Source organism: Thalassospira sp. CH_XMU1458, assembly GCF_037027205.1.
In the GTDB taxonomy this organism is placed as follows: domain Bacteria; phylum Pseudomonadota; class Alphaproteobacteria; order Rhodospirillales; family Thalassospiraceae; genus Thalassospira; species Thalassospira tepidiphila.
Map to the genome: position 1 here is coordinate 38,386 of NZ_JAYMDW010000004.1, position 17,016 is coordinate 55,401.

14 protein-coding genes are annotated in these 17,016 nt (G+C 56.3%); 8 read left to right on the forward strand and 6 right to left on the reverse strand.

Annotation, left to right across the window (positions count from 1 at the left end; genetic code table 11):
- Position 1 precedes the first annotated feature (1 nt).
- The 4 genes from fdhF to WBY09_RS18850 all read left to right on the forward strand — a co-directional run bounded on the left by fdhF (position 2) and on the right by WBY09_RS18850 (position 5,154).
- Entirely contained in the window at positions 2-2,881 is a 2,880-nt protein-coding gene (gene fdhF, locus WBY09_RS18835; RefSeq protein WP_336233578.1) for a formate dehydrogenase subunit alpha, read from the forward strand.
- A 92-nt stretch (positions 2,882-2,973) separates the two neighbouring features.
- Complete coding sequence (locus WBY09_RS18840) at positions 2,974-3,198, forward strand: formate dehydrogenase subunit delta (RefSeq protein ID WP_063090392.1); 225 nt, start codon at positions 2,974-2,976, stop codon at positions 3,196-3,198.
- Entirely contained in the window at positions 3,198-4,004 is an 807-nt protein-coding gene (gene fdhD, locus WBY09_RS18845; RefSeq protein ID WP_336233579.1) for a formate dehydrogenase accessory sulfurtransferase FdhD, read from the forward strand. Before WBY09_RS18840 ends, fdhD begins: the two co-directional genes overlap by 1 nt.
- Positions 4,005-4,242: 238 nt before the next feature.
- Positions 4,243-5,154 carry a dihydrodipicolinate synthase family protein gene (locus WBY09_RS18850; RefSeq protein ID WP_336233580.1) on the forward strand — a complete coding sequence of 304 codons (912 nt, stop codon included), beginning with the start codon at positions 4,243-4,245 and terminating at the stop codon, positions 5,152-5,154.
- A gap of 25 nt (positions 5,155-5,179) precedes the next feature.
- Here the strand turns inward: WBY09_RS18850 and WBY09_RS18855 are convergent, their stop codons facing one another.
- Positions 5,180-5,890 carry a GntR family transcriptional regulator gene (locus tag WBY09_RS18855; RefSeq protein ID WP_336233581.1) on the reverse strand — a complete coding sequence of 237 codons (711 nt, stop codon included), beginning with the start codon at positions 5,888-5,890 and terminating at the stop codon, positions 5,180-5,182.
- Between the two features lie 227 nt (positions 5,891-6,117).
- On the opposite strand from WBY09_RS18855, the gene araD reads away from it, so the two are divergent.
- The 3 genes from araD to WBY09_RS18870 all read left to right on the forward strand — a co-directional run bounded on the left by araD (position 6,118) and on the right by WBY09_RS18870 (position 10,166).
- Positions 6,118-7,851, forward strand: a complete 1,734-nt coding sequence (araD, locus tag WBY09_RS18860) for an L-arabinonate dehydratase (RefSeq protein ID WP_336233583.1) — start codon at positions 6,118-6,120, stop codon at positions 7,849-7,851.
- Positions 7,852-7,862: 11 nt separating this feature from the next.
- Positions 7,863-8,582, forward strand: a complete 720-nt coding sequence (locus WBY09_RS18865; RefSeq protein ID WP_336233584.1) for a ribonuclease activity regulator RraA — start codon at positions 7,863-7,865, stop codon at positions 8,580-8,582.
- Between the two features lie 69 nt (positions 8,583-8,651).
- Positions 8,652-10,166 (forward strand): aldehyde dehydrogenase (NADP(+)), encoded by a 1,515-nt coding sequence (locus WBY09_RS18870; RefSeq protein ID WP_336233585.1) that lies wholly within the window; start codon positions 8,652-8,654, stop codon positions 10,164-10,166.
- A 78-nt stretch (positions 10,167-10,244) separates the two neighbouring features.
- Here the strand turns inward: WBY09_RS18870 and WBY09_RS18875 are convergent, their stop codons facing one another.
- From WBY09_RS18875 to xylF, 5 genes are all read right to left on the reverse strand, one after another.
- Entirely contained in the window at positions 10,245-11,510 is a 1,266-nt protein-coding gene (locus WBY09_RS18875) for an ROK family transcriptional regulator (RefSeq protein ID WP_336233586.1), read from the reverse strand.
- A gap of 58 nt (positions 11,511-11,568) precedes the next feature.
- Positions 11,569-12,750, reverse strand: coding sequence for a fumarylacetoacetate hydrolase family protein (locus WBY09_RS18880; protein ID WP_336233587.1), 1,182 nt, complete (start codon positions 12,748-12,750; stop codon positions 11,569-11,571).
- A 17-nt stretch (positions 12,751-12,767) separates the two neighbouring features.
- A complete protein-coding gene (locus WBY09_RS18885) occupies positions 12,768-13,595 on the reverse strand; it encodes an ATP-binding cassette domain-containing protein (protein ID WP_336233589.1) in 828 nt (275 codons plus the stop codon).
- 11 nt (positions 13,596-13,606) lie between these two features.
- A complete protein-coding gene (locus WBY09_RS18890; RefSeq protein ID WP_336233590.1) occupies positions 13,607-14,872 on the reverse strand; it encodes a sugar ABC transporter permease in 1,266 nt (421 codons plus the stop codon).
- 101 nt (positions 14,873-14,973) lie between these two features.
- Positions 14,974-16,005 carry a D-xylose ABC transporter substrate-binding protein gene (gene xylF, locus WBY09_RS18895; protein ID WP_336233591.1) on the reverse strand — a complete coding sequence of 344 codons (1,032 nt, stop codon included), beginning with the start codon at positions 16,003-16,005 and terminating at the stop codon, positions 14,974-14,976.
- A gap of 241 nt (positions 16,006-16,246) precedes the next feature.
- On the opposite strand from xylF, the gene WBY09_RS18900 reads away from it, so the two are divergent.
- Positions 16,247-17,008 carry an SDR family NAD(P)-dependent oxidoreductase gene (locus WBY09_RS18900; RefSeq protein ID WP_008892007.1) on the forward strand — a complete coding sequence of 254 codons (762 nt, stop codon included), beginning with the start codon at positions 16,247-16,249 and terminating at the stop codon, positions 17,006-17,008.
- Positions 17,009-17,016 lie beyond the last annotated feature (8 nt).

Genomic DNA, 17,016 nt, shown 5'->3' on the forward strand with positions numbered 1-17,016 from the left:
GATGTCCTTGATCAAAGAAGTTGACTACGGAACCCCCGCCAAGAAGTCCGAAAAGACGTTAACCCTGACCATTGATGGCAAGGACATTACCGTGCCTGAAGGCACCTCTGTGATGCGGGCCTCCATGGAGGCCGGCATTCAGGTGCCGAAACTGTGCGCAACCGATATGGTTGATGCGTTCGGGTCGTGCCGCCTGTGTCTGGTTGAGGTCGAAGGCCGCAACGGCACACCGGCATCCTGCACGACGCCGGCCGCTGACGGCATGGTTGTCCATACCCAGACCGAACGGCTTAAGAAAATCCGCAAAGGCGTGATGGAGCTTTATATCTCTGACCATCCGCTTGATTGCCTGACCTGTGCCGCCAATGGCGACTGCGAATTGCAGGATATGGCCGGTGCGGTTGGCCTGCGTGATGTGCGTTATGGCTATGAGGGTGAAAACCACGTTCAGGTCCGCCAGAACGGCGAAGAAAATCCGCGCTACATGGTCAAGGATGAAACCAACCCGTATTTCACCTATGACCCGTCGAAATGCATTGTTTGTTCGCGCTGTGTGCGGGCTTGCGAAGAAGTGCAGGGCACCTTTGCGCTGACCATCGAAGGTCGTGGCTTTGAATCCCGCGTGTCGCCGGGCATGCATGAAAACTTCCTGGATTCCGAATGCGTATCGTGCGGTGCCTGTGTGCAGGCCTGCCCGACGGCAACGCTTCAGGAAAAATCGGTCATTGAGATCGGCCAGCCGGAACACTCCGTTGTCACCACCTGTGCTTATTGCGGGGTGGGTTGCTCGTTCAAGGCGGAAATGCGCGGCGAAGAACTTGTCCGTATGGTCCCATATAAGGATGGCAAGGCCAACCGGGGACATTCCTGTGTGAAGGGGCGCTTTGCCTATGGCTATGCCAATCACAAGGACCGCATCCTCAACCCGATGATTCGCGAAAGCGTCGATGAACCCTGGCAGGAAGTCAGCTGGGAAGAAGCGCTTCGCTTTACCGCCGACAAGTTCAAGGGCATTCAGGCCAAATACGGCAAGGGCGCGCTGGGCGGGATTACCTCGTCACGTTGCACCAACGAGGAAACTTTCCTTGTTCAAAAACTGATCCGTGCCGGGTTTGGCAATAACAACGTCGATACCTGTGCCCGTGTTTGCCACTCGCCGACCGGTTATGGCCTCAAAACCACGTTTGGTACCTCGGCCGGGACGCAGGATTTTGATTCTGTCGAACATACCGATGTTGTCATCCTGATTGGCGCCAACCCGACCGATGGCCATCCTGTCTTTGCCTCGCGCTTGAAAAAGCGTCTGCGTCAGGGGGCGAAATTGATCGTGATTGATCCGCGCCGGATTGACCTTGTCCGTTCCCCGCATATCGAGGCGGTCGCCCATATCCCGCTGCGCCCGGGCACCAACGTTGCGGTTTTGACATCGCTTGCCCATGTCATCGTCACCGAAGGCCTGTTTGACGAGGCGTTCGTGCGTGAACGGTGCGACTGGGATGAATTCCAGGATTGGGCAGCCTTTGTTTCCGATCCGAAACACAGCCCCGAAGCCATCGCCGATATGATCGGCGTGGACGCGGAAACCATGCGCAAGGCCGCACGCACCTTTGCCACCGGCGGCAATGGCGCGATCTATTACGGTCTGGGTGTCACGGAACACAGCCAGGGTTCAACCACCGTGATGGCGATTGCCAACCTTGCCATGGCGACCGGCAATATCGGTCGTCCGGGTGTGGGTGTGAACCCGCTGCGTGGTCAGAACAACGTGCAGGGTTCGTGCGATATGGGGTCGTTCCCGCATGAACTGCCGGGCTATCGCCATATTCAGGACAGTGCCACCCGCGATATTTTCGAAGATATCTGGGGCGTCAAACTGGATGACGAGCCGGGTCTTCGTATCCCCAATATGCTCGATGCGGCTGTCGAAGGCACATTCAAGGGCATCTATATTCAGGGCGAAGATATTCTTCAGTCTGACCCGGATACCAAACATGTCGCGGCCGGTCTGGCGGCAATGGAATGTGTGGTCGTCCATGACCTGTTCCTTAATGAAACCGCCAACTACGCGCATGTGTTCCTGCCGGGGTCGACCTTCCTTGAAAAGGACGGGACCTTCACCAACGCCGAACGCCGCATTAACCGCGTGCGCAAGGTGATGACACCGCTTAATGGCTTTGCCGATTGGGAAGTCACCCAGAACCTGGCCCGTGCGATGGGTCTTGACTGGAACTACACCCATCCGTCGCAGGTCATGGATGAAATCGCCAAAACCACGCCAAGCTTTGCCAAAGTCAGCTATGACCTGCTGGAAGAAAAGGGCTCGGTCCAGTGGCCGTGTAATGACAAGGCGCCCGAAGGGACCCCGGTCATGCATATCGATGGCTTTGTTCGCGGCAAGGGCAAGTTTGTTGTCACAGAATATGTCGCAACCGACGAACGTACCGGCCCGCGCTTCCCGCTTCTGCTGACGACGGGACGAATTCTCAGCCAGTATAATGTCGGGGCACAAACCCGCCGCACGGAAAACACCACCTGGCATAAGGAAGACTTGCTGGAAATCCATCCGCACGATGCCGAACAGCGTGGCATTCGCGAAGGCGACTGGATCCGTCTGGCATCCCGGTCGGGTGAGACATCCCTTCGTGCCACCATTACCGACCGTGTCGCACCGGGTGTGGTTTACACAACCTTCCACCATCCGGGCACACAGGCCAACGTGATCACCACCGACTATACCGACTGGGCGACAAACTGCCCGGAATACAAGGTTACCGCGGTTCAGGTTTCGCCATCCAATGGCCCGACCGAATGGCAGGTCGAATATGATCGTCAGGCCGAACAGTCACGCCGGATCAAACCGCGTGTTGATGCCGCCGAATAGGATAACGAGCCAGACATTGTGCTATACTCCCTTGGCATGATGTCTGGCTCTCCTGCTTGAATACAAAGTTTACAGTCAAAGAGTGAACCGCAATGGCACCCGACAAACTTGTCTATATGGCCAATCAGATCGCGACCTTCTTCAAATCCCAGCCCGAGGGCGAGGGCGTTGATGGTGTTGCCAACCATATCAGCGATTTCTGGGAACCGCGCATGCGCAAGCAGCTGTTTGACATGATCGCCGAAGGCAAGGCCGACTTCCATCCTTTGGTGATCAAGGCCGCCCCGAAAATCCGGAAGGTCAAGGAAACCGCATGATGGCCAAGCCATCGGAAAATCGCATTCTGGAAGGGCGCGACGTTGATCTTGCACGTGCCGTGTCAGGCGATGATGGTAATGATGACGCGCCGATCATGTTGCAGCCGGAAGTCCCGGCTGCTTTGACGTTTAATGGTCATTCTCATGCGGTGATGATGGTGTCGCCGCATGATCTTGAAGACTTCATGGTCGGCTTTGCCCTGTCCGAAGGCATTGCCGATGACATTTCCCAGATCACGCTGCGTGACGTGCGCAAGACCTTGCAGGGTTATGTGATCGAGGCTGATCTGCATGAAGATGTCTTTGATCGTCTTGCCGACCGTCAACGGACACTCGAAGGCCGGTCGGGTTGCGGATTGTGTGGTGTGCAATCGCTTGAAGCTGTTGCCATGGACAAGATCGGGACGGTCACGCCATCCAACATGACGCAGGATGTCGTCTTGCGGGCGATTGACGCGCTTCCGGAATATCAGACCCGCAATCGCGAAGGCGGTGGGTTGCTACATGCCAGCGCCTTTGTTGATGGTAGCGGTAACATCGTTCTGGTCCGTGAAGATATCGGTCGCCACAATGCGCTTGATAAGGTGCTTGGTGCTGTGGCGCGACAGGGGATCGATCCGACCGGCGGGTTCATTCTGATGACCAGTCGTTGCTCCTATGAAATTGTCACCAAGACCGTGCAATTCGGGGTGGGCGGACTTGTAACCCTTTCGGGCCCGACATTGACGGCGGTGAACCTTGCGCGCAAGGCCGGTTTGACCATGATCTGCCGCGAACGGCGTGGTCTGTTTCGCCGCTTTGCCTGACCTGCAAGCAGCTTTTTCCCAGCTTGTAATTTTCTGATGATCACCTGTTTGCAACACAGGTGTAATTGTACACGTCTGCCTGAACCGCGCTTTCCGGTGTCTTAAGCGCATAATTGGAATTGCCATATCCCCGCATACTTGTTATTCAAGATGTAATTAAATATTACAAGATGGTCCCGCCGGTCAGTCGGATATTTGATCTGCTGCGCGCGGGCCACGGCACGGGGATAAGGAAACCATGGCACTTTCAAAAACTGAATTGCGCGCCGTTTTGTCGGGGATTTCGGGCATTCTTGTCACGCCCTATGATGACAATGGCGATGTCGCGCCCAAGAAGCTCGTGCCGGTGATTGATCGTGCGCTGGCCGCGGGGGTCCATTTCCCGGTTGTGAATGGCAATACCGGCGAATTTTATGCCCTGACCACCGACGAGGCGATCTTGATGGCGAAGTCGGTCGCTGAAATGCTGGATGGTCGTGCCCCGATGCTGGCCGGGATTGGCCGGGGTGTGCGTGATGCCTGCGCGCTTGCCAAGGCATCGGCCGAAGCCGGGGCAGAGGCCTTGATGATCCATCAGCCGCCAGACCCGTTTGTCGCCCCGCGCGGTGTTGTCGACTACATCAAACGGATTGCCGATGCGTCTGGTGGTTTGCCGATGATGCTGTATCTGCGCAACGATGCCATTGGCACCAAGGCCATTACGGAACTGTGCGCGGTCGAAGGTGTTGCTGGCGTTAAATGGGCAACGCCAAACCCGATGAAGCTGGCCGAGGCAATTCAGGCCTGCGATCCGGATATCGTCTGGGTCGGGGGGCTTGCGGAAACCTGGGCACCGGCATTTTATGCTGTTGGCGCACGTGGATTTACATCTGGCCTGATTAACGTTTGGCCGGAACGGTCCATGGCCATTCACGCCGCCCTTGAGGCCAGCGACTATGCCAAGGCGCGGCAGTTGATCGCGGAAATGAAGGCCTTTGAAGAAGTCCGGGCCGAGGAAATGAACGGCACCAACGTGACCGGTGTGAAGGCAGCCCTGAAATTACTCGGTGATGATTGTGGCCCCACCCGCCCGCCGTCTGCTTGGCCGCTGACCAAGGCCCAAGAGGAAAAGCTTACAGGCTTCATGAAGGGAAACGGCCTGATCGGTTAGGCCGCCTTTGGGTAACTGCGCCGTCCTAGAAGAAGGACGGATGGCGTTCGCGGATAGCATCGACGGTGGCAAGGGTCCCCATCAGATGTTCGCGAACGACTTCGCAGGCGGTCTCGGCGTCACCCTTGTCAATCGCGGCCAGAATACGCGCATGACAATCAAGGATGGATGCCGATTTTCCCGGGTCGGGCAGGTTAAGCTTGCGCAGGCGGTCAATGTGGCCTGACCTGGCTTCGACAACGCCATAAAGTTGGGCGACACCGGCAGCCTCATAGAGCGCGTAATGGAAATCGCGATCAAGCTTGCCAAAGGTATCAAGATCGTTTGCGGCACTGACCGCATTTTGCTGAGCAAGGATGGAGTGCGCTTTGACAGTCAGGGCAGGGTCTTTGGCATTGGCGAGACGGCGGGTGACCTCCAGCTCGACCGACAGACGCAGGAACTGGGTTTCCAGGGCTTGCTCGACATCAATGCGCGAAACCTCGGTCTTGGATTGCGGGAAGGTATCAACAAGGCCTTCTTCTTCAAGCTTAAGCAACGCATCGCGGACCGGTGTCTGGCTGACCCCGTATTCTTCGGCGATTTCGGCCCGTGACAGGTATTGGCCCGGCGCAAGTTCCAGATCGATGATGCGCTTGCGCAAAGAATCATGGAGCTGCGTGCTTGCCGAGCCACGTTTGAGTTTGGGCAGGCGCTTTTTGGCGATCGGTGCGTCTTTCAACAGGTTCTCGACCATGATGTTCCCGCAATTCATTTCTGGTCACACAATTTGTATACAGGCGTCTTGCCCGACATGCACTAATATATTACTATATCAAACAGACAAAAGTGAATATCTTTCTGTGCCTGTCAGCGGCGGCGGAAATCCTCAGGCCACGGCGTTTGCGTCCAAGACCGGAGATCGCCTTTCTGAGTGCCGCCCGTTGCAAGCATGGTCGCGTTTTACATTCCGAGGATAAGACAATGAGTAAGAAACAGCCTCAGGACCTGAGATCGGCACGCTGGTTCGCCCCCGACGATCTGCGGACATTTGGCCATCGATCACGGATGATGCAGCTTGGCTATTCCGAAGATGATTTTCGCGACAAGCCAATCATCGGTGTCCTGAATACCTGGTCGGAACTCAATACCTGTCATTCGCATTTCCGCGAACGTGTCGTTGATGTGAAACGTGGTGTTGCGCAGGCGGGTGGTTTTGCCGTCGAACTGCCGTCGCTTTCAGTTGATGAAAGCTTCACCAAGCCGACCTCGATGCTTTATCGCAACCTGCTTGCCATGGAGACCGAGGAAATGATTCGGTCCCACCCGCTTGATGGTGTGGTTCTGATGGGCGGCTGCGACAAGACCACGCCGGGTCTGGTGATGGGCGCGATTTCGGCCGGTGTGCCGATGATCTATCTGCCTGCCGGGCCGATGTTGCGCGGTAACTATGCGGGCAAAATCCTTGGGTCGGGCTCTGACGCCTGGAAATACTGGGATGAACGTCGCGCGGGTAATATCAGCGATGAAGAATGGCTTGGTATTCAGGGCGGTATTGCCCGGTCGGCCGGGACCTGCATGACCATGGGCACCGCATCGACCATGACGGCGATTGCCGATTCAATGGGGCTGACCTTGCCGGGTGCGTCATCGATCCCGGCCGTCGATAGTGGTCATCAGCGCATGTCGGCTGATTGCGGACGCCGGATTGTTGAGATGGTGTGGGAAGACCTGACACCTGATCAGATCATCACCGATGCATCCTGCCGAAACGCTGCCATTGTCGCCATGGCAACCGGTTGTTCCACCAATGCCGTGGTGCATCTGATCGCGATGGCCAAACGTGCCGGTGTTGGTCTTAAGCTTGAAGACCTTGATGAGCTTGGCCGCACCACGCCGCTGATCGCCAATGTCCGGCCATCGGGCAAGGATTACCTGATGGAGGACTTCTTCTATGCCGGGGGCCTGCGCGCCCTGATGAAGCAGATGGAAGATCGTCTGGACACCAGTTGCATGACGGTGACTGGCAAGACCCTTGGTGAAAACCTTGAAGGCGCGGTGGTCTATAATGACGATGTCATCCGACCGCTTGATAATCCGGTCTATAAGGAAGGCTCGCTCGCTGTGCTGAAAGGCAATCTCTGCCCGAACGGTGCGGTGATCAAGCCGGCTGCCTGTGATCCGAAATACCATGTCCATGAAGGCCCGGCACTGGTGTTTGACAGCTATCCGGAAATGAAAAAGGCGGTTGATGACGAGAACCTCGATATTACGCCTGATCATGTGATGGTTCTGCGCAATGCCGGTCCGCAAGGCGGTCCCGGTTTCCCGGAATGGGGCATGTTGCCGATCCCCAAGGCGCTGATCAAGCAGGGCCATCGTGACATGTTGCGGATTTCCGATGCCCGCATGTCTGGCACGTCTTACGGCGCGTGTGTTCTGCATGTCAGCCCGGAAAGCTATATCGGCGGGCCACTCGCACTTCTGAAAAATGGCGATACGGTCCGCCTTGATCTGCCAAATCGCTCGCTTGATATGCTCGTCTCTGAAGAAGAGCTTGAAGCGCGGCGCAAGGCCCTGACACCGCCGGAACCGCGTTTCGAACGTGGTTATGGCTACCTGTTCTCGCGCCATGTGACCCAGGCCGATCAGGGCTGCGATTTTGACTTCCTTGAAACCGATTTCGGCAAAACTGCCGGCGAACCTGACATTTTCTAAGGACACCGACCATGACGGAATATGTATTGTCTGATGCCACGCGCGAAAAACTGATGCGCACCTCGACGGCGTCTGTTGCCACCCAGCTTTACAAGCGGGGCCTGCGCAACCAGTTCATTCAGGGTGTCCGGCCCGTGGCACCGAAAAAGAAAAACATGGTCGGGCAGGCCTTCACGCTGCGCTATATCCCCGCACGCGAAGACCGCAACCCGATCGAGGTGTTCCGCAACGAAGACCATCCGCAACGTGTTGCGATCGAAACCTGCCCGCCGGGTCATGTTCTGGTGATGGATGGTCGCAAGGATGCGTCTGCGGCATCTGCCGGGTCGATCCTTGTTACCCGTCTTGCTGTACGCGGTGGTGCCGGGATCGTGTCAGACGCCGGTTTCCGTGATGCCGAAGGGATCGGTGAGCTTGACATGCCAGCCTACTTTGCCGGTCCGTCAGCCCCGACCAACCTGACCAAGCACGAAGCGCTTGATATCAACGTTCCGATCGCGTGTGGCGATGTTGCCGTCTTCCCGGGTGATGTTCTTGTTGGCGATACGGACGGGGTCATGGTGATCCCCGCACATCTGGCGGACGAGATCGCCGATGCCTGTGCAGGCATGGAAAGTTACGAGGCCTTTGTGATCGAACAGGTGGCCAACGGGGCGTCAATTATCGGACTTTATCCCTGCACCAAAGAAGAGAATCGCAAAAAGTATGAGGAATGGCTGGCAAGTCAGTAAAATCGCGGTTACGTTGACCTTCATGTAATCAATTTACCCCTATCCACGCATTCCAGAGGATCGATTGAAATGTCTTATACCCTGACAGGAAAACATCTGATTGCCGGTGAATGGGTCGCTGGCGAGACGACCTTCCAGTCCGAGCCGGCCCACGGCCCGGCTAATACCTTCCCGGTTGGCACGCCCGCCCTAGTTGATCAGGCCGCAAAGGCCGCCGAAGAAGCCTTTTGGACTTACGGCTATTCAACCCGCGAAGAGCGCGCGAAATTCATCAATACCATTGCTGATGAAATCGATGCGCGTGGCGATGAAATCACCGAAATCGGTACCCAGGAAACCGGTCTGCCCGAAGCACGCCTTCAGGGTGAGCGCGGCCGTACCGTCGGTCAGCTTCGCCTGTTTGCCAGTCACATCCTTGATGGCGAATATCTGGATCGTCGTTATGACGAAGCTCTTCCGGATCGTGCGCCGCTGCCGCGTCCTGACCTGCGTCTGATGCAGCGTCCGATTGGCCCGGTTGCGGTATTTGGTGCGTCCAACTTCCCGCTGGCCTTCTCGGTCGCGGGTGGTGATACCGCATCGGCACTGGCTGCTGGTTGCCCGGTCGTGGTCAAGGGCCACTCGGCACATCCGGGTACCGGTGAAATCGTTGCCCAGGCGATTGATGCCGCGATCAAGAAATGCGGTGTTCACCCGGGCGTATTCAGCCTGATCCAGGGCGGCAAACGTGACGTTGGCCAAAGCCTGGTGCAGCATCCGTTGATCAAGGCGGTTGGCTTTACCGGATCGCTTGGCGGTGGCCGTGCGCTTTATGATCTGTGTGCTGCCCGTCCGGAGCCGATCCCGTTCTTTGGCGAACTTGGTTCGGTCAACCCGATGTTCCTGCTGCCGGCCGCTGTTAAGGCACGTGGTGCGGAAATCGGCAAAGGCTGGGCAGGGTCGCTGACCATGGGTGCCGGCCAGTTCTGCACCAATCCGGGGATCGCAGTTGTGATCGAAGGCCCGGATGCCGATGCATTCGTTGCCGCCGCCAAGGAAGGTCTTGCGGGTGTTGGTCCGCAAACCATGCTGACCGATGGTATGGCAGAAACCTATCGCGCCGGTGCCAAGCGTGTCGCGGCGACTTCGGGTGTCAAAGAAGTTCTGACCACGTCTTGTGATCTGCGCAATGCGACGCCGTATCTGTTTGAGACCACCGGTGAAAACTGGCTTGCCAACCATGAACTTGGCGAAGAAGTCTTTGGTCCGCTCGGCCTTGTCGTTCGCGTCAAGGACGTTGCCGAAATGCGCAAGATCGCCAAATCGCTTGAAGGTCAGTTGACCTGCACGCTGCACCTTGATGCAGCCGACGCGGCAGATGCCCGTTCGCTTCTGCCGATCCTTGAACACAAGGCTGGCCGCGTTCTGGCCAACGGTTTCCCGACCGGTGTGGAAGTATCCGACACCATGGTTCATGGCGGGCCATACCCGGCATCGACCAACTTCGGGGCGACTTCTGTCGGGACCATGGCCATCCGTCGCTTCCTGCGTCCGGTCTGCTATCAGAACATCCCGACCGATGTTCTGCCCAAAGACATCGCCTAAGCGATATCTCTTCGCGACAGCTTTGCTGAAACGAAAAAGCCGCCCATTTGGGCGGCTTTTTTGTTAATCCCGGATTTGTTAGTCCCGGACTGTTGCGGTGGCCTGAAACATGTTTTCATCATGCCGTAACAAGCTTTGGCCAATCGCCCCTTGAAGGGCCAGATCCTTGTCCCACGGAAGATAGGTGATGGTCGGGTTTCGGCTGAGTTCCGGTACCTGTGCCTCGTCCAGACCGCGCCTGAGTTCCGGTTCCATCATGTCGAATGCCCTGGCACCCGATCCGGTAATGAAAATCTGCTTGGGCCCCAAAAGGGCAATCAGGTTGGCGATGCCATATCCCAGAACCTTGCCAGCATGGCGGAACAGTTCGGCAAGACCGGTATCGCCGCGGCGGGCGCGGGCAACCAGATCCATCATCTGGTCTTCGCTGGGGTGCAGGTTATTGGTATCGGGCAGGTCAATCACGCCGCGTGCATCACGCAGAATGGCATAGTCCCCGATATAGGCCTCAAGACACCCACGTCGGCCGCAATTGCACAGCGGCCCATCGGGTTGGTATTTGGTATGGCCGAATTCCGCAGCAGTCCCAAAATCACCGTTATAGACCTTGCCATTCAGAACCAGTCCCATACCGATCCCGTAGCCCAGCATGATCACGGCAAAGTCGCCGTCATTATGCAGGTTGGTATTTTGCGAGATCGCCGTTGCGATGCAGTTTGCGTCGTTCGACATCTGAACAGCACTGCCATATCGCTCGCTGAGTGATTTAACCAGGGGTATGTGGCGGTGGCGGAGCGCTGGCGACCATATGATCTCGCCGCTGTTGCTGTCTGTTACCCCTTGAATGGCGATGCTGATGCCCGCGGGTGGATGGATGCAGAAATCGCGGTTCTTTTCAAGAAACCGGTCAATCAACGCAATCAGGGTTCTGGTGAGTTCTTCTGCGCCAAGGTCGCGGGTATTGATGCAGTGTTCGATGCTGCGTTCAATCTCGCCCTTGAAATTGCCCAGCGCAATTTCGATCAGATTGATGGTGATTTTGACCCCGATGACGCAGGCCGCATTCGGCACCAGATCCAGCAAGACCTTGGGACGACCACGCGTGGTGCCGGTCCCGTTGCCAGTCCCATTGCCGTTCGCGGTGCCGTTATTGTTACTGCCTTCGCTTTCCTTCACCAAACCCTGCGCCATCAAGTCGGCGGTTAGCGACGTGACAGTCGCAGGGCTTAGTCCGGTTGCCGTACCGATATCAATGCGCGCAGCGGGGCCATGCATGCGCAGATAGCGCAAGATCGCCGTCTGGGAGGGCTGGCGCGGTGTTTCGCTTTCTGTACGGCGCATCATGTGGTTGATCAGTATCCTTGTTAACATGCCCGTTCGGGCAATTTATATGTGCCAGCGCTCAGAGCAATCCGCGACGCGCAAGGTTGTTCATCAACGCGCTGATCCCGAACGTCCAGGGTTTAATGGCATCTGATCGGTCGACCTGATTGACCAGTTTGCCAAGGCTTGGTGTCGAGATGCTGACAAGGTCGCCCATTTCATGGGTAAAGCCCTTGCCCGCACCACCCCGGTCATCGGTCGGGGCAAACATCGTTCCAAGGAACAGCATGATGCCATCCGGATATTGGTGATGTTTGCCGATCGCCTGTGAAACAAGGCTTTCGGGTGTGCGGCTGATCTGGCTCATGGAGCTGACCGCATCCAGGTGATATCCCTCTGGTCCATCAACGGCCATGGCGATATCTGCCGATTTGACAGTTTCCAACGTGAACTTGCCGTCAAACAGGCGGATGAACGGGCCAATCGCACAGGATGCGTTATTGTCCTTTGCCTTGCCGAGCAACAGGGCAGAGCGCCCCTCGACATCGCGCAGGTTGACGTCATTGCCAAGTGTGGCACCGACGATCTTGCCCTTTGACGTCACGGTCAGAACCACTTCCGGTTCCGGGTTGTTCCAGGTTGAAATCGGGTGCAGGCCGACATGCGCACCATGCCCGACAGCCGACATGACCGGCGCCTTGGTAAAGATTTCCGCATCCGGACCAATGCCGACTTCAAGATATTGCGACCACGCGCCTTTTTCGAGCAGCACGGTTTTGATATCGGCGGCCTTTTGCGAGCCCGGTTCGATCTGTGAGAGGTCATCACCGATAATGCCGGTGATTTCGGTGCGGATCTGATCGGCTTTACTTGAGTCACCGCGTGCCTGTTCCTCGATCACGCGTTCAAGGAGGCTTGCCACAAAGGTCACACCGCTTGCCTTGATCGCCTGCAGATCATTGGGGGACAGAAGGTGAGGGGTGTTTTCATCGGCCCCCGGACGGGACTGGTCCAGAATATCACTTAGGGTGGCGACAGTCGGGAAGCTTGCCGGATTTGAAAGCTTTGCCAGAGCGTCATCAAGTTCAAGGATTTCGCTGACGGTCGGTGCGACACTGCTGATATCGCGCAGCGTTTCACCATCAAGAAGCACCGGTGTCGGTCCGGAGACGCGCGGGTCCCAGATGCGCCCGATCAGGACGGCATTACTTGCGTCATCGGGCAGGATGTCTTGGGCGTTGATGGGGAAGCCTGTGGTCATCTCGGTGTCTCGCTTGTTTATCTGTGGGTGGTGCTATTCGCGGCACCCGTTGCATTGGTTGCGCCGGGGCCCGCCAGATGCAGAAGGTGCTCGGGCATTTTGCCCAGAATGATCATCCCAAGTACGTCGTCATGTGTGACATCTTCGGTTCTAACGCTGCCAACCAGTTTTCCGTTCTTCATGACATGCAACCGGTCAGAAAGGTCAAACACATCATGAAGATCGTGGCTAATCAACAAAATACCCAAACCGTCACGCTTTAATTGGTCAATCAGTTCACCGACCATCTTTGTTTCATGAACGCCAAGGGCCGCACAGGGTTCATCCATGATCAACACGCGTGCTTCAAACAGAAGGGCACGTGCAATCGCAACCGACTGGCGCTGCCCGCCCGAAAGGGCCGATACGGGGGAGGTGAACTTTTTGAAATTCGGGTTCAGGCGATGAAGGACTTCACGCGCCTTGTGTTCCATGGCGGCATCGTCAAGAAACCCGAACTTGTCAGTGATTTCACGTCCCAGAAACAGGTTCTGGGCGGCATCAAGATTGTCGGCAAGTGCCAGGTTCTGATAGATCGTTTCGATATTGTTGTCGCGTGCGTCACGCGCGTTCTCGATCTTGGCTTCCTTGCCATCAACAATGATCTGGCCGCTATCGGCCTGATAGGCACCCGAAAGAATTTTGATCAGCGTTGATTTGCCAGCACCGTTATGGCCCAGAACGCCAACCACTTCGCCGGGATATAGATCAATGGATACGCCATCGACAGCCTTTACCCCGCCAAAGCTGATATGGATATCTTGCATTTCGACCAGCGGATCTTTGGTCATGTTTGGATCAGTCATCACGGATCTCCTTACGCGGTCGGGTCGCTGTAACGGCGATGGAAATACTTGTCGCTAAAGACGGCGACGACAAGAACCAGGCCGATGACGATGCTTTGCAACGAGGTATCGACCCCTAAAAGCGCCATGCCGCTTTGCAGGCTTTGCATCACCAGCGCCCCGATCAGCGCGCCATAGATCGTCCCAAGTCCACCGGCAAGCGACGTGCCGCCAATGACCACGGCTGCAATCACGCGAAGTTCGTCAAGCGTGCCCAGATCGTTGCCGGCTGATTGCAGGCGGGCCGATGAAATCGCCGCACTGATCGCACAAAGCACACCCATCAGGGCAAAGACCGCCACCGTCATGCGTTTGACGTTGATCCCGGCCAGTTCGGCCGCCTGCGGGTTGCCGCCAATGGCAAAGACATAGCGCCCGAAACGGGTGCGTTTAACCGCGATGGTCAGGATGATCGCGACAAGCGCAACAATTAGAAGCGGGATCGGAATGCCGTGCGAAATTTCAAGGTTTTCTGGTGTGACCGGAATGCCCTTGTTTTCCAAAAGGCGTTCTGCCGCGCGCGTTGGCAGGTGATAGGCATTCAGTGTCGCGACAACAATCAGGACCAAGCCAGCCTTGATAATCGTGTTGGTGTATTCGGCCCAAATCGGTTTGACCGGAAATTCGAAGGACAGGCGACGACGGCGTTCCATGATCGCGGCGTATATGATTGCAAGAATGGCGATCAGGGCAACGACCCAGCTCCAGGTCGCGCCAATCGTTCCTTCGATGCCGCCGCCCAGCAGAATGTAATTCTGATCAAGCGGGGCAACCGTGCGCCCTTGTGTGACCCACCACGCCGATCCGCGCCAGACCAAAAGCCCGCCAAGTGTCACGATGAATGCCGGGACGCCAAGATAACCGACTGCCACCCCTTGAATGGAGCCGATCAGGCCGCCGACAACAATGCCAACCAACAGCGTCAGCACCCAGGTCATGGGATGGTTGTAATCAAGAAACTGCGGCAGGACATCGGTCTGAACGACCCCCATGATCATGGCCAGAACGCCCAGGACGGCCCCGACCGAAAGGTCGATATGGCGGGTGACAATGATCAGGACCATGCCGCACGCCATCACCGCCACAGAGGCAGTCTGAACCGACAGGTTAAAGATGTTTCGGGGCGTGATAAAGCGACCGCCCGAGGCAATGTCAAAACCCACCCAGATAATCAGCAGGACAACGGCGAGGCCAACCAGACGACGGTCGACTTCCATTTTCGAAAGTAGTCGTGACATGAAAAAGCTCGTAAAGCAGCGGGGCCGAACTGCGATATCTGCGCGATGCGTGAAATGCAGTCGGCCCCGGGTTTATGCAAGGTCGGAGGAAACAGGTTGGCCTAGTTGCAGGCCGCAACCTTGCTGTTGGTTACGCCCTGGCAAACCACGTCTTTGGATACCCAGCCAGCATCAATCACCAGATCAAGTTTGTTCTGGGTGATCGCAACCGGATCAAGGAAGTAAGACTTCATGGTCACACCATTCGGGCTCTGCCAATCTTCGGTACCGTCAACCTCGTCAAGCTTGGCGCCCTTGGCGAGTTCAACGGCGATCTCAGCCGCACGTTTGCCAAGAAGACGGGCATCTTTCCAGACCGAAACCGTCTGGGTTCCAAGTGCAACACGGTTCAATGCGGCGTGATCGCCGTCCTGACCCGATACAGGAATGCCCTGCATGCCCTGTGCAGACAGTGCTGCAACAACACCACCGGCGGTGCCGTCGTTGGATGCGACAACGGCATCAACCTTGTTATCCGCAGCCGTCAGGAACTGTTCCATGTTCCGCTGCGCAATCGCTGGCTGCCAGCTGTCGGTATAGGCTTCGCCAACAACTTTGATGTCGCCCGCGTCAATTGCCTTCTGCAGGATTTCAAGTTGTCCTTCGTGCAGAATGTTGGCGTTCGGGTCGGTCGGTGCGCCTTTGATGAAGACGTAGTTGCCTTTCGGTTGTTCGGCAAAAACGGCTTCGGCCTGAAGGCGGCCAACTTCCTTGTTGTTGAACGTAATGTAATAGGCGTTCGAGTCTTCGATCAGGCGGTCATAGCCAACGACCGGAATGCCTTCGTTGAGGGCCTTCTCGACAGCCGGGCCAATTGATGCTGAGTCCTGTGCCAGGACGATCAGGGCATCGGCACCACGTGCGATCAGGCTTTCGATATCGGAAAGCTGTTTGGACGGATTGCTTTGGGCATCGGCGCTGATGTACTCAGCCCCCGCAGCATCCAGAGCAGCCTTGATGGCAGCTTCATCGGTTTTCCAGCGTTCTTCCTGGAAGTTCGACCAGCTGACACCAACAGTCAGATCAGCAGCAAAGGCATTTGCAGACAGCAGAACGGTTCCGGCCAACATGGCCGTTGATAGGAGTTTTTTCATCGGTTTCTTCCCTGAATAAATGTGTCTTCTGGTGACATTTATTTTTGTTATCGAAAAAATGTTGACGTGAAGAAGGCGTCCTGTCAAATATTTTTTAGTGAATAAATTAAATTCATCGCTTTTCACGCATTTTTATATCGCGTTTTGCGATTAAGGGTTGAATTGGCGGTGTTTATAGTGTGGTGCGCTGCAGCATTTAATTTGTTCACCTAAAATAATATTAAAAGAGACAGGGAACGTTATGACAGCGAGTTATCACGACATTGACGGTAAATCCGTGCTTGTAACCGGCGGTGCATCCGGGATTGGCGCCTCGATCGTGCGCGCATTCTGTGCGCAGGGGGCGCGGGTCGGGTTCTTCGATATCGATGATGCCGCCGCGCAAAAACTGATCGCCTCCATAAAGGAAGAGCACGGCGTAACCCCGGTCTACAAATCGCTTGATTTGCGCAACCAATCATCCATTTCCGATGCGGTTCGCGACATGTCGGTTGCGATTGGTCCGATTGACGTTCTGGTAAACAATGCAGCGCGCGATGATCGGCATTCGCCCGAAGATATCAGTCCTGACAAATGGCGTGATGGTCTGGATGTGAACCTGAACCATCATTTCTTTTGTGCCCAGGCAGTCGCACCGGGCATGAAGGAAAAACGGTGCGGAAGTATTATCAATTTCAGTTCTGTGAGTTATATGATGGGCCTGCCGGATCTGGTAACGTACGAGACCGCAAAGGCCGGTATTATCGGACTGACGCGCGCGCTTGCCCGGGACTGGGGTGAATATGGCATTCGCGTCAATGCGGTGACGCCGGGCTGCATCATGACACAGCGCCAGCTTGATCTTTGGATTTCTCCCGAGGATGAAGAACGCATTCAGGAGCAGCAATGCGTCAAACGCCGGCTGGTGGGGGATGATGTTGCACAGATGGTTCTTTTCCTGGCATCTGATGTTTCGTCGGCCTGTTCATCACAGAACTTCATCGTGGATGGCGGCATCGTCTGATCGTGTGT

What these genes read in the sequence shown, in the direction of transcription:
- fdhF (WP_336233578.1), top strand. Translation starts at nt 2, where the DNA reads ATGTCCTTGATCAAAGAAGTTGACTACGGAACCCCCGCCAAGAAGTCC.
- WBY09_RS18840 (WP_063090392.1), top strand. Translation starts at nt 2,974, where the DNA reads ATGGCACCCGACAAACTTGTCTATATGGCCAATCAGATCGCGACCTTC.
- fdhD (WP_336233579.1), top strand. Translation starts at nt 3,198, where the DNA reads ATGGCCAAGCCATCGGAAAATCGCATTCTGGAAGGGCGCGACGTTGAT.
- WBY09_RS18850 (WP_336233580.1), top strand. Translation starts at nt 4,243, where the DNA reads ATGGCACTTTCAAAAACTGAATTGCGCGCCGTTTTGTCGGGGATTTCG.
- WBY09_RS18855 (WP_336233581.1), bottom strand. Translation starts at nt 5,890, where the DNA reads ATGGTCGAGAACCTGTTGAAAGACGCACCGATCGCCAAAAAGCGCCTG.
- araD (WP_336233583.1), top strand. Translation starts at nt 6,118, where the DNA reads ATGAGTAAGAAACAGCCTCAGGACCTGAGATCGGCACGCTGGTTCGCC.
- WBY09_RS18865 (WP_336233584.1), top strand. Translation starts at nt 7,863, where the DNA reads ATGACGGAATATGTATTGTCTGATGCCACGCGCGAAAAACTGATGCGC.
- WBY09_RS18870 (WP_336233585.1), top strand. Translation starts at nt 8,652, where the DNA reads ATGTCTTATACCCTGACAGGAAAACATCTGATTGCCGGTGAATGGGTC.
- WBY09_RS18875 (WP_336233586.1), bottom strand. Translation starts at nt 11,510, where the DNA reads ATGATGCGCCGTACAGAAAGCGAAACACCGCGCCAGCCCTCCCAGACG.
- WBY09_RS18880 (WP_336233587.1), bottom strand. Translation starts at nt 12,750, where the DNA reads ATGACCACAGGCTTCCCCATCAACGCCCAAGACATCCTGCCCGATGAC.
- WBY09_RS18885 (WP_336233589.1), bottom strand. Translation starts at nt 13,595, where the DNA reads ATGACTGATCCAAACATGACCAAAGATCCGCTGGTCGAAATGCAAGAT.
- WBY09_RS18890 (WP_336233590.1), bottom strand. Translation starts at nt 14,872, where the DNA reads ATGTCACGACTACTTTCGAAAATGGAAGTCGACCGTCGTCTGGTTGGC.
- xylF (WP_336233591.1), bottom strand. Translation starts at nt 16,005, where the DNA reads ATGAAAAAACTCCTATCAACGGCCATGTTGGCCGGAACCGTTCTGCTG.
- WBY09_RS18900 (WP_008892007.1), top strand. Translation starts at nt 16,247, where the DNA reads ATGACAGCGAGTTATCACGACATTGACGGTAAATCCGTGCTTGTAACC.